Annotated in this window: 9 protein-coding genes; 3 read left to right on the forward strand and 6 right to left on the reverse strand. The window is 61.4% G+C overall.

Going from position 1 to position 12425, the window contains the following annotated elements; translation table 11 throughout:
- From BN1130_RS13860 to grpE, 5 genes are all read right to left on the reverse strand, one after another.
- On the reverse strand, window positions 1-727 hold a 727-nt coding region (locus BN1130_RS13860; RefSeq protein ID WP_503089936.1), incomplete at its 3' end, for a PfkB family carbohydrate kinase.
- Window positions 728-863: 136 nt separating this feature from the next.
- Entirely contained in the window at window positions 864-2366 is a 1503-nt protein-coding gene (locus tag BN1130_RS13865) for a carbohydrate porin (protein WP_157014024.1), read from the reverse strand.
- Between the two features lie 264 nt (window positions 2367-2630).
- Window positions 2631-3773, reverse strand: a complete 1143-nt coding sequence (dnaJ, locus tag BN1130_RS13870) for a molecular chaperone DnaJ (RefSeq protein ID WP_042042683.1) — start codon at window positions 3771-3773, stop codon at window positions 2631-2633.
- Between the two features lie 113 nt (window positions 3774-3886).
- Window positions 3887-5812 (reverse strand): molecular chaperone DnaK, encoded by a 1926-nt coding sequence (gene dnaK / locus BN1130_RS13875; protein ID WP_042042684.1) that lies wholly within the window; start codon window positions 5810-5812, stop codon window positions 3887-3889.
- A 270-nt stretch (window positions 5813-6082) separates the two neighbouring features.
- Window positions 6083-6658 (reverse strand): nucleotide exchange factor GrpE, encoded by a 576-nt coding sequence (grpE, locus tag BN1130_RS13880; protein WP_042042685.1) that lies wholly within the window; start codon window positions 6656-6658, stop codon window positions 6083-6085.
- A gap of 393 nt (window positions 6659-7051) precedes the next feature.
- On the opposite strand from grpE, the gene nadK reads away from it, so the two are divergent.
- The gene (nadK, locus tag BN1130_RS13885) at window positions 7052-7936 is read left to right on the forward strand and encodes an NAD(+) kinase (RefSeq protein ID WP_042042704.1); all 885 of its coding nucleotides are present in this window, start codon (window positions 7052-7054) and stop codon (window positions 7934-7936) included.
- Window positions 7937-7975: 39 nt separating this feature from the next.
- Here the strand turns inward: nadK and BN1130_RS13890 are convergent, their stop codons facing one another.
- Complete coding sequence (locus BN1130_RS13890) at window positions 7976-9151, reverse strand: GGDEF domain-containing protein (RefSeq protein WP_042042686.1); 1176 nt, start codon at window positions 9149-9151, stop codon at window positions 7976-7978.
- Window positions 9152-9445: 294 nt separating this feature from the next.
- Here BN1130_RS13890 and recN point away from each other — a divergent pair, with 294 nt between their 5' ends.
- Window positions 9446-11110 carry a DNA repair protein RecN gene (recN, locus tag BN1130_RS13895; protein WP_042042687.1) on the forward strand — a complete coding sequence of 555 codons (1665 nt, stop codon included), beginning with the start codon at window positions 9446-9448 and terminating at the stop codon, window positions 11108-11110.
- 407 nt (window positions 11111-11517) lie between these two features.
- Window positions 11518-12414 (forward strand): DHH family phosphoesterase, encoded by an 897-nt coding sequence (locus BN1130_RS13905; RefSeq protein ID WP_042042705.1) that lies wholly within the window; start codon window positions 11518-11520, stop codon window positions 12412-12414.
- Window positions 12415-12425 lie beyond the last annotated feature (11 nt).

A 12425-nucleotide genomic window follows, 5' to 3' on the forward strand; every position in this document is an offset into this window, starting at 1 on the left:
TGTCGAGCGGCGCCACCTTGGGCCCCACCCACTCCAGCAGCTCGCCCTCGAGGCGGGCCACCACACCGGCCGCCCCCCGGGTCACCAGCACCAGGGCCGGGCCCGAGAGGGTGGCGAGCCCCGCGAGCAGATCATCCTCGCCGCTCAGCAATTGCAGCTCCTCCACCGAGAGCTTGACCACATCCGCCAGGGCGATGGCCGCGCTAACCTGCGGCAGCATCTCGGCGGGATTGCCCCACACCTCGGGGCGCAGGTTGGGGTCGAAGCAGACCCGTCCTCCGACCGCCTTGATGGCCGCCATGGCCTGCAGGCAACTGCTGCGCACAGGTTCGTTGGCGAGCGCGATGGAGCAGCTGAGCAGCCACTGACCGGCCTCGAAGCGGGGCAAGTCAGCCGGTTCGAGGAACTGGTCGGCACTGGGGCGCACCATGAAGGTGAAGCTGCGCTCCCCTGCCTCATCGAGCTCCACCAGCACCGTGGAGGTTCGGTGAGCCGGATCCTGAGTCAGATGACGGATATCGACGCCCTCTGCCACCAGGGTATCGGCCATAAAGCGGCCGAAGGGATCGGCACCGACCCGGCCGATAAAGGCCGATTCACCGCCGAGCCGCGCCACCCCCACCGCCACGTTGGCGGGCGCACCGCCCGGACACTTGAGGTAGTGCAGCTCCCCTTCCGGGATAAGATCCACCACCGCATCCCCCATTACCCACACACGATTCCCCACCTTGCTACTCCACTGCTGCATCGGATCCACTGCCAGAGCCGGGCTCTGTTCTCTTGGTCGGCATTATCAGCTAAACCGTTTTAGCTAACCAACAGATCCCGGCGCCGTCTGCCATTTTTGTGATCGGGATAACGAACTAGAACCAGGTTTCCATCTGCACGCCAAAGTTCCACTCGCCACCGGCGGTGAAATCACTCTGGCCCATGGCATCTGTGCTGGCGTAGTTGTCGAGCTCGGAGGACCAGTCCATCCAGGTGGCGAATACCCGCAGCTCGGGCCGCTCGAAGAAGCCGGCGGTCTGCGCCTTGAAGGTGGGGGCGAAGGTGAGCTTGGTGAAGTTGCCGCTCACCGCCTGACGCCCCTTGTAGCCCTTGGGATCCAGATCCATGTACTGCCAGGCGGCCTCGTAGACCAGCTCGACGTTCTGGCTCAGCACCTGGGCAACCCGGGTGTTGAGGGTCAGCCACTGATACTCGTCCCCCTTCACGTAGCGATCCTGGCTCTGCTCCGCCAGCAGGGCCGGGGCCAGCCGCCAGCGCGGAGTGATATCGGTGGCGCCAAACACGGCGACCCGTACCGCGTCGGCGTCCGGCAGCAGCTCGCTGTCGGAGCCCAGCCCCTTGAGCTCGGCCCCCAGGCCATGACCGTAGAGCACGGCGGCCTTGGAGAAGCCGGGATTGATGCCGAAGAAGCTCTCGCCGTGGTAGGCCACCAGGGTGTGCGCCCCCTTGTTCGCCGCCTCGCTGCCAACGCCGCCGTCGTTGATGCGCGCCTCGTTGTCCTTGGCGGAGAGGCCGCTGAGCATCCACTGCCAGTTGCCGACGCGGTTGTTCATGGTGAGGATGTAGCTCTCTATGTCCGACAGGCCGCTGGCGCTGATGTCGCCGTAGTCGCGACCGTAGAGGGAGAAGTTCGCCTTCCAGCTGTCGGCGAGCTGCACGTCGTAGACGCCGCCACCTGTACCGGCCAGGAAGACCACGTCCGAATCGAGCCAGTGGATGTCGAAGTTGTCCCGATCGAAGCGCTTGCCCGCCCAGAGCACAGAGTGCTGGAAGGGGCCGCTGAAGCTCGCCAGGTCGCCGATTTCGGCAAACACCTGACGGGTGTTGAGACTGGAATCGCTGGCGGTCCAGTCGTTGCTGGTCTCCACTCCGTCCGCCAGCATCAGCTTGTAGCGGGCCCAGCTGCCGTCATCAAAGGTCTGGGTCTTGAGCAGATTCGCTTCCATGTAGGTGTCGTCTTCGTTGCCAAGGCGACCCACGGCCCCGCCCACAGAGCCGGCCGGCGTCACGTAAGGGCCGCCGCGCCCGCCGTTGCCGTTGCTGTTGACCAGGAGGCCCGAGCGGGCGTAGCCGTGAAACTCGAAGCCCTGGGCACCGGCGGTCTGCTTGTCCACCTTCTCGCTCTGGGCCTTGGCCACCACGGCTGTCTCCCGGGCTTCGCTCGCCTTGCTTTCGGCCTGGTCGGCCCGCGCTTCGGCGGCGGCGGCGCGGGATTCAGCCGCCTGCACCCGTGCCTCCAGCGCCGCCAGACGCGCCTCGATACCGCCCTGTGCCGCCCACAGCGGGCTGCTCATCCCCAATCCCAGCGCCACCGCCACCGCCACCGCCAGCGCCAACTTGCTCTTGAACATCGTCATCTTCCTCACCTGTCATCTGCCGCCCGTCCGGGCGCTGTTGTCATGGACGAGCAGAGCATAGCTAAACCGCTTTAGCTAACTCAATATGCCAGCTAAACCGTTTCAGCCACTTGTGATCAGAGTAACGTTTGCACAGGGAAAACCGCCGGGAGTTGTGAGGAGGATCCCTCATCGGGATCCACTCAATAGGGCGGATCCGAGGCGAAACGCGGGCAAAAAAAGAGCCGGCACAAGGGCCGGCTCTTTTTGTCAACGGGGCTGAACTCAGCGGGTCAGGTCGTCGAAGAAGCGTTTCACCCCTTCGAAGAAGCCTTCCGATCTCGGCTTGTGGGTCTTGGCGGCGGCGCCGCTGAACGACTCGTCCAGCTGACGCAGCAGCTCTTTCTGAGACTCGGTCAGCTTGACCGGGGTCTCGACCACCACCTTGCACATCAGATCGCCGACCTGACCGGAGCGCACGGACTTGACGCCCTTGCCGCGCAGCCGGAACATCTTGCCGGTCTGGGTCTCTGAGGTCACCTTCAGCTTGACTCGGCCATCCAGGGTCGGCACTTCAATTTCACCCCCCAGGGCGGCGGCGGTGAAGCTGATGGGCACTTCGCAGTAGAGGTCGTTGCCATCGCGCACGAAGATGCCGTGCTCTTTGACATGCACCTGAACGTAGAGATCCCCGGCCGGTGCGCCGGACTCTCCCGCTTCCCCTTCGCCGGAGAGACGGATGCGGTCACCGGTATCGACCCCAGCCGGGATCTTGACCGACAGGGTCTTGGTCTTCTGATAGCGCCCTTCCCCATGGCACTTGCGGCATGGATCCTTGATGATCTTGCCGCGGCCATGACAGTGCGGACAGGCTTGTTGTACCGCGAAGAAGCCCTGGCGCATCTGCACCTGGCCTGCACCGTGACAGGTCGGACAGGTCTGGGCATGGCTGCCGGTGTGGGCACCGGATCCGTTACAGACCTCGCAGTGCACCTGAGTCGGCACCTTGATCTCCTTGGAGACGCCACGCACCGCCTCTTCCAGGGTCAGCTCCATGGTGTAACGCAAGTCAGAACCCCGGGCCGGGCCACGACGGCCACCGCCACTGCGACCACCGAAGATGTCGCCAAAGATATCGCCGAAAGCATCACCGAAATCGGCACCGCCGCCAAAGCCGCCGTGGCCACCGCCACCCTGGCTCTGATCCACACCGGCATGACCGTACTGGTCATAGCGGGCCCGCAGATTTTCGTCGGTCAGGATCTCATAGGCTTCCTTGACCTCTTTGAACTTCTCTTCGGATGCGGCATCACCCTGGTTGCGATCCGGGTGAAACTTCATCGCCAGACGCTTGTACGCCTTCTTGATCTCGCGCTCGTCGGCACCCTTGGCCACCCCGAGCACTTCATAGAAATCGCGCTTCGACATACTCATCCTATTGCGTTGTCAGCAGTTATGCAGACGGGCGTTGGTCACCCAACGCCCGTAAATTCAATGATTAAGCCGATGGGCAGAGCGGGCTCTGCCCATCTGGGTGTGGCTTATTTCTTGTCGTCTTTCACTTCTTCGAACTCGGCATCGACCACGTCGTCGTCGGCCTTGGCAGAAGAGGCGGAGTGACCGGCATCGGCACCGGCGCCTTGCGCCTGAGCCTGCTGCTGGGCAATCTCCATCAGCTTCTGGGACGCTTCCATCAGAGCCTGTTGCTTGGCTTCGATTTCCGCTTTGTCGTCACCCTTGATGACGGCTTCCAGTTCGGAGAGTGCAGTTTCGATCTTGGTCTTGTCGTCGGCGGGCAGAGCCTCACCGGCTTCGGTGACCTGCTTGCGGACCGAGTGGACCAGACCGTCAGCCTGGTTGCGAGTCTGCACCAGCTCTTCAAACTTCTTGTCTTCTGCCGCGTTGGCTTCCGCCTCGCGTACCATGCGTTCGATCTCTTCGTCGGACAGACCGGAAGAAGCCTGGATGGTGATCTTCTGCTCCTTGTTGGTCTCTTTGTCCTTGGCAGAGACGTGCAGGATACCGTTGGCATCGATGTCGAAGGTCACTTCGATCTGCGGCAGACCGCGCTGTGCCGGACGGATGCCTTCCAGGTTGAACTGGCCCAGAGACTTGTTGTCGCTGGCGCGCTTGCGCTCACCCTGCAGCACGTGAATGGTCACGGCAGACTGGTTGTCTTCGGCAGTGGAGAACACCTGGGACTTCTTGGTCGGAATGGTGGTGTTCTTCTCGATCAGCGCCGTCATCACGCTACCCATGGTCTCGATACCCAGAGAGAGCGGGGTGACGTCCAGCAGCAGCACGTCGGTCTTCTCACCGGACAGTACCGCGCCCTGAATGGCAGCACCCATGGCCACGGCTTCGTCCGGGTTGACGTCTTTGCGCGGCTCTTTGCCGAAGAAGTCAGCCACAGTCTTCTGCACCATAGGCATACGAGTCTGACCACCCACCAGGATGACGTCGTCGATCTCGCCAACCGCCAGACCGGAGTCTTTCAGGGCGGTGCGAACCGGCTCCAGGGAGTCTTTCACCATGTCTTCCACCAGGGATTCCAGCTTGGCGCGGGTCACCTTGATGTTCATGTGTTTCGGACCTGTGGCATCTGCGGTGATGTACGGCAGATTCACGTCGGTCTGCTGGGCGGAAGAGAGCTCAATCTTGGCTTTCTCGGCGGCATCTTTCAGACGCTGCAGGGCCAGCTGGTCGTTGCGCAGGTCGATGCCCTGCTCACGCTTGAACTCGTCAACCAGATAGTTGATGACACGGTTGTCGAAATCTTCACCACCTAGGTGGGTGTTACCGTTGGTCGCCAGCACTTCGAAGGTGGTTTCACCTTCCACTTCGTCGATCTCGATGATGGAGATATCGAAGGTACCGCCTCCTAAGTCATAGACGGCAACCTTGCGCTCACCCTTGACCTTGTTCACGCCGTAGGCAAATGCCGCAGCGGTCGGTTCGTTGATGATGCGCTTGACGTCCAGACCGGCGATGCGACCGGCATCCTTGGTAGCCTGACGCTGGGCGTCGTTGAAGTAGGCCGGTACTGTGATAACGGCTTCGGTCACTGGCTCGCCTAGGTAATCCTCGGCAGTTTTCTTCATTTTCTTCAGCACTTCGGCAGAGATCTGCGGCGGTGCCATTTTCTTGCCTTTCACTTCTACCCAGGCGTCACCGTTGTCAGCCTTGGCGATGGCGTACGGCATGATCTTCAGGTCACGCTGCACTTCTTCATCTTCGAAACGGCGACCGATCAGACGCTTGATGGCGAACAGGGTGTTCTTCGGGTTGGTGATGGCCTGACGCTTGGCCGGCTGACCAACCAGGATCTCGCCATCATCGGCATAGGCAATGATGGACGGAGTAGTACGATCGCCTTCTGCGTTCTCGATCACGCGAGCAGTGTCGCCATCCAGAATGGCGACGCAGGAGTTGGTAGTACCCAGGTCAATACCGATGATTTTACCCATTTGACGAATCTCCAAATACTTAGATTAAACAGGCGAAGCGCTCGCCTTAATGCGTTAACGGCTAGGTGGGGGCTAAGCAATGTGCTTTCAAGCTCCCGGTAGCAAATTCTTGCTACCGCCGTACCTTGTCACCTATATGGGGTCTGGTCGTTCAGCTTCAAGGGCTGAATGTAAAAAACCAGCGGCTTTTCTCATGCAACCGGCCCCCCTTGGCTGGCCGCCAGCCAACAAAAAGCCCGCCTCGCGGCGGGCTCGGCAATGGCGCGGGGATCAGGCAGGGGCCTTGGAGACCATCACCATGGCCGGACGAATGACGCGACCATTGAGCTCGTAGCCTTTCTGCATCACGGCCATCACTGTGTTTGGCGCCAGCTCGGCATTCTCGATCATGCTCATCGCCTGATGGGCATTGGGGTCGAACGGCTGGTTGGTGGGATCCAGTGCCACCAGGCCGAATTTGGCCACCGAGCTCTGCATGGACTTCAGGGTCAGGTCGACCCCTTCGATCATCGGCGCCAGCGCCTCGTTCTCTTTGTCGGCAAGATCGATGGCACGCTCCAGGTTGTCGAGCACCGGCAGCAGCTCGGTGGCGAATTTCTCCAGGGCAAACTTGTGGGCCTTCTCGACGTCCAGGGCGGCACGGCGACGCAGGTTTTCCATCTCGGCAACGGCACGAATGGCGCGCTCACGCTCGTCGGTTGCGGCCGCTTCGAGGGTGGCCAGTCGGGCCTCCAGCTCGGCGATACGCACCTGCTCGGCTGTCACTTCACTGTCTACATCGGTCGGCTCGACTGGCTGGGTGTCGACTTGCTCCATCGCTTCAACCTTTTGTTCTTCGTGGTTCATGACATCTCCAATTAAGGGTTACTTCGTTCATTGCCGCTTATTATGGGGATGCATCCCCCGCTTTCAAGGGGTAAACGCGATCATCTGACCTTTACAGACCCTGCCTGTGGCCGAAATCGACCGAACCGGGCAGCGCGCATCATCCCTCTTTCTGGCAGGGTGCCCATACGGCAAGCGCGCCAGACAGGTTCGCTCCCAGGCCCGGCGGCATGGCCCCCAGCCGGACTTGACCCGGGCAAACAGGGTGGCGCTCTGCCCACAGACGGGCTATTGACCGGCTGTCCGGCCACTGGCTTGACCATGACGAGCCGGGGGCATCTTGCGTGCGGGCAGACAAAAGGGAAGCAAATCAAGGTATACTGCAGCCAAATCCACTCAGCACCCGACCCTATGATGGACTCCCCCTTCAACACCATCGCCCTCATCGGCAAGCCTCATCACGAAGGCGCCAACCAGACCCTGAGCGGCCTGCACCAGTATCTCAGCATGCGCGGCTTTCGAGTGCTGATAGAGAGCCGGGTGGCCCAGACCCTCGGCATAGTGGATGACAGCGTCATGGATCTGGTGCAGCTCGGCGAGCAGGCGGATCTCGCCATCGTCGTGGGCGGAGATGGCAACATGCTGGGGGCGGCCCGGGTATTGTCGCGTTTCGACGTGGCGGTGATTGGGGTCAATCGGGGCAATCTCGGCTTTCTCACCGACCTCTCGCCTCAGGACTATCTGGTGCCGCTGGAGCAGGTGCTCTCGGGCCACTTCAAGAGCGAGCACCGCTTCTTGCTGGAAGCCGCCGTCTATCGCCATGGGGAGCGCAAGTCTGCCAATCTGGCGGTCAACGAGGCCGTACTGCACCCGGGCAAGATAGCCCACATGATAGAGTTCGAGGTCTATATCGATGGCAGCTTTATGTACAGCCAGCGCGCCGATGGCATCATAGTCGCGACCCCGACCGGCTCCACCGCTTACTCCCTCTCGGCAGGGGGCCCTATTCTCACTCCCAAGATCAACGCCATCACGCTCGTCCCCATGTTCCCCCATACCCTCAGCAGCCGCCCCATAGTGCTGGATGCGGACAGCGAGGTGCGGCTGCTGGTCTCCCCCGACAACCAGGACGATGCCATGCAGGTGAGCTGCGATGGCCAGGTGACCCTGGCGGTGCAACCGGGGGACGAGATCCTCATCAAGAAGAGCAGCCACAAGCTGCATCTGGTCCATCCGCTGGATTACAGCTATTTCCACGTGCTGCGCAACAAACTCGGCTGGGGCAGCAAGCTGTTCTAGAGAGAAAGCTGGCTCAAGGCCCCATGGTCCTGAGCCGCACTATCCCTCGCCAGACTCGACCAGCCTGAGCGGCTCTGTCTCCGGCTGAAAAAATACGCCATTGCGTCCCGCCAACTTGACCCTGTACATGGCCTCATCGGCGCGGCTCAATAACTGCGCCAAATCCACCTCACCATGGGCGCATACCCCGCCCAGGCTCACGGTCACTGCGTCGCAAGGCAGACAGCGCCCCTGACTGGCGCCAAGCGCTATCTGACTACGAATGCGATCGCAGATGGAAAAGGCGTCTCGACCGTTCACTCCCCGCATTATGATGGCAAACTCCTCGCCGCCAATCCGCCCCACCAGATCATCCTTGCGCATCTCGGCCATCAATGTCTGAGCCACGAAGCGGATCACATGATCGCCACAGCCATGGCCGAACTTGTCGTTGACCTGCTTGAAGTGATCGATATCGAGCACCGCCACGCAGAGCACCCCATCCGGCTGACTCGCACAATGGCGCTCTCCCAGCTTGAACAGACCCCGTCGATTCAGCACACCGGTCAGGGGGTCCCGTTCGGAGAGTGCCAGCAGCTCCTGTTCGGTCTGGACGTAGGCCACCAGGGGCAACAGCAGCACAGACCCTATGGTCAAGACCATGTGCATGAAGAAGATGGTGTCGAGCAACCACTGTTTGGCGTGCTGATCCGGGCCGAATGCCTGAGCGAGCAGGGCTATCCCCTGGCTCAACAGGATCACGAAATGGATCAAATAGATGAAAGAAACGGTATGCAGCACCCGCTTCTGGGTCTGACTCAGAGAGAAGATGAGACAGGCGCACCACAGATAGATCACGGATTCGATAAGAGCCAGCACCAGGCGCACATCAAACTGGCTCGCCAGCACCAGATAACTGAGCAGGAAGAGGGCTACAAAACCCCGGACGCTCCTCGTATCCAAGGGTTTGTCATACAGGGCGTAGAAGCCTGCAAGCAACAGCAGCACACAGATCAGAGACGTAAAGCCGCCCCAGAACAGCCCCAGTGCCACATAACCGGTCATGCTTCCCAGGCAGAGCAGCAGGATCGAAAAGGAGAACAGAAACGCCGACAGGGACCAGAGCAGGAAGTTGCCCCGCCCCGGCTTGAGTCGATGGATGAACAGCATGAGCAGAGCGGCCATCAGGTTGATTGCCAGAGAGATGATCAGTAGCGTCGGGGTGTGGATTGTCATGAGTCATCCTTGATGAGGATCGCTGCCCATCCTTGGTCAGCAGTCCTGGCGCCCCAGCCCCCACAGGGACCAAGCATGTCAATGAGTGTGTCCGAGCGATCCCGGCGCGACAAGCGCCTTTTTCAAGAAGTGATGCAGGACGGAGGAAAGGAGGCGATCCCCCCTCTTGGCATGGCAACCTCACCGCCTGGATTAGCCCTGGGGACGAAAAATCCGTCGCCCCTCTTTACTGTATATAAGACCAGTATATACTGGATACATACACAGTAATCTTGGCCCAGACAGGATGAGACCATGCTGACCCAACTGACCGTCAACAACTTCGCCATCGTCAAGTTTCTCGAGCTCGATCTGCAACCCGGCATGACCTGCATCACGGGGGAGACGGGGGCGGGCAAATCCATCGCCATCGATGCCCTGGGGCTCTGTCTCGGCGAGCGTGCCGAGGCGGCCATGGTGCGCCCCGGCAATGACAAGACCGAAGTCAGCGCCCGCTTCCTGCTAGAGGGCAACCCCCAGGCCCGTGCCTGGCTGGCTGGCAATGAGCTGGAGAGCGAGGGTGAGTGCATAGTGCGACGGGTGGTCTCGGCCGAGGGGCGTTCACGCAGCTATGTCAATGGTGTGCCCGTGCCCCTGACCCAGCTGCGCAGCCTGGGGCAACTGCTGGTCAACGTACACGGCCAGCATGCTCATCAGTTGCTGGTCAAACCCGACTACCAGCTCGCCCTGCTCGACGGCTACGCCGGTCACCATCTGCTGCTGGCGGACGTTCGCCACCACTACCAGCATTGGCGTCAGCTGCAAAACGAGCTCAATCGCCTCAAGGCCGAGCAACAACAGCGGGAGGCTCGTCGCCAGCTCATCGAATATCAGGTGCAGGAGCTCGACGAGTTCGCCCTGCAATCCGGAGAGTTCGAGGCGATCGAGGAGGAGCACCAGCGCCTCGCCAACGGCACCGAGCTGATGCAGGAGTGCGGCTTCTGTCTGGATCTGCTCTATGACAACGAGGAGACCACCATCGCTGGCCTGCTGCAGATCGCGGTAGACAGAGCAGAGGGTCTGGTCAACATGGATGCCCGACTCGCCCCTGTGCTCGGCATGCTCAATGAGGCGCTCATCGGTGTACAGGAGAGTCATAGCGAGCTGCGTGGTTATCTGGACAAGCTGGAGCTGGATCCCGAGCGCTTCAATGAACTGGAAGCGCGCCTCTCCAAGGCGATCAATCTGGCCCGCAAACATCATGTCAAACCCGCCGAGCTGGCCCATTACCATCAGGAGTTGGCCAGTGATCTGGCACGGCTCAACTCGGATGAACAGCGCCTCGAGGGGATGGAGGCTGAACTGGCCGAGGCCCGCCTCGCCTTCTTGCAAGCTGCCGATGCCCTGAGCCAGAGCCGCCAGCGCTATGGTGCCGAGCTGGCCACCCAGGTCACGGCCAGCATGCAGGAGCTCTCCATGACCGATGGCCGTTTCGCCATCGAGATCAAGCCCGATGCCAACGCCAGCCTCTCCCCCTTGGGGATAGACAGGGTCGAGTTCGTGGTGAGTACCAACCCGGGCCAGCCTATGCAGCCGCTCGGCAAGGTCGCATCGGGGGGAGAACTGTCGCGCATCAGCCTCGCCATTGTGGTGATCAGTGCCCGCAAGGTCGCCACCCCTACCCTGATCTTTGATGAGGTGGACGTGGGGATAAGCGGCCCTACCGCCGCCGTGGTGGGTCGCCTGCTGCGCCAGCTTGGCGAATCTACCCAGGTGATGGTGGTCACTCACTTGCCCCAGGTGGCAGGCAATGGCCATCAGCACATGGTGGTGAGCAAGCACACCGACGGCAAAACCACTGAGACCAGGATGAGCGCCCTCGACAACAAGGCCCGCCTCAACGAACTGGCCCGCCTGCTTGGGGGGGATCAGATCACCGACAACACCCTGGCCAACGCCCGCGAGCTGCTGCAGGCCTGATCCTGCAACCTGCCAACCGGCTAACCTGGGGCTAGCCACCTATCCCTCCAAGATGAAAGCAGAGCGAACCTCTCCATGACCTGGCCTGTTTCACCCTGGGGTGGATCAGGCCAGCCCCACCCTTTTCCGTGCTGGCGTTCAGCGTCAGCCATTCCGGCAAGCAACGCAATGCCTCTTTCTCCTTCGACAGCTGGCTCCTTTGATTGCTGGCTCCTTCGATAGCCAACTCCTTTGATGACCAGCGCGACGCGGGATCCTCTGCTGCCTCTTTGCAAGGGAAAGTCCAGGTCTCTAAGCAGACTCCCCTCCTGCGCGCATCATCGCGCATCAGGATCCATCCCCCTCACAGCGCCGGGATGATATGCTGATGGCCTATCTTGTTTAAGCGCATCCAGCCCGAGGTTTTCATGATCCATGTATTCGGCCATCGCAATCCCGACAGTGACAGCATCTGCAGTGCCCTGGTACTGGCAGACTGGCTCAACGGCCAGGGGCGTCCCGCCACTCCCTGGCGCCTGGGCTCCTTGCGCACCGAGACCCGCTTCATTCTGGAGTGCGCCGGCATAAAGAGCCCTGCCCTGCTGACCCAGGAGCTGGACGGTCTGGATGTCTGGCTGGTGGATTTCAGCGACTTCGAGCAGGGGCCCGAGAGCCTGGCCCGCGCCAACATCATCGGTCTGGTGGATCACCACAGACTCGGCTCCCTGCGCACCGAGGCCCCCTTCGATGCCTGGATCCGCGCCGTAGGCTGCTCGGCCACCATAGTGCTGAGCCTGCTCGACCAGGTGACCCGCCCCCAGGCCCGTCTCTTGCTTGGTGCCATCATGAGCGACACCCTCTGCCTCACCTCCCCGACGACCACCCCTCAGGATGAGGCAGCCTGTCAGCGACTGGCTCCCCTTGCCGGGTTGAGCCTGGCCGAGTTTGGCCAGCAGTTGCTGGTGGCCAAGACGGATCTCAGCGGACTCAGCGCCGCCCAGTTGCTGCGTCAGGACGAGAAGGGTTATCAGGTGGCAGGGGTCAATCTGGTGATGAGCCAGATAGAGGTCGGCAGTCAGGCTCAGATAGCCCCCCTGATGGCGGAGCTCGAGGCCGAAATGGCGCAACGAGTGACCACCGATGACCTGGATGCCTATGTGCTGATGGTGACGGATCTCGGCGAAGGGGCGAGCCGGATCAGCGCCTGTCCTCACCCGCAAAGGCCATTGCCGCAGCTGCCGCAACACACCGTGACTCTGCCAGGGGTGGTGAGCCGCAAGAAGCAAGGGCTCCCCTGGCTCACCGCCCAACTCAGCCAAGGCTGATTGACCAGCCT

The organism is Aeromonas rivuli (assembly GCF_000820045.1).
Classification (GTDB): Bacteria; Pseudomonadota; Gammaproteobacteria; order Enterobacterales; family Aeromonadaceae; genus Aeromonas; species Aeromonas rivuli.

Coding starts and splice junctions, on each gene's coding strand:
- BN1130_RS13865 (WP_157014024.1), bottom strand. CDS start 2,366: ATGACGATGTTCAAGAGCAAGTTGGCGCTGGCGGTGGCGGTGGCGGTG.
- dnaJ (WP_042042683.1), bottom strand. CDS start 3,773: ATGTCGAAGCGCGATTTCTATGAAGTGCTCGGGGTGGCCAAGGGTGCC.
- dnaK (WP_042042684.1), bottom strand. CDS start 5,812: ATGGGTAAAATCATCGGTATTGACCTGGGTACTACCAACTCCTGCGTC.
- grpE (WP_042042685.1), bottom strand. CDS start 6,658: ATGAACCACGAAGAACAAAAGGTTGAAGCGATGGAGCAAGTCGACACC.
- nadK (WP_042042704.1), top strand. CDS start 7,052: ATGGACTCCCCCTTCAACACCATCGCCCTCATCGGCAAGCCTCATCAC.
- BN1130_RS13890 (WP_042042686.1), bottom strand. CDS start 9,151: ATGACAATCCACACCCCGACGCTACTGATCATCTCTCTGGCAATCAAC.
- recN (WP_042042687.1), top strand. CDS start 9,446: ATGCTGACCCAACTGACCGTCAACAACTTCGCCATCGTCAAGTTTCTC.
- BN1130_RS13905 (WP_042042705.1), top strand. CDS start 11,518: ATGATCCATGTATTCGGCCATCGCAATCCCGACAGTGACAGCATCTGC.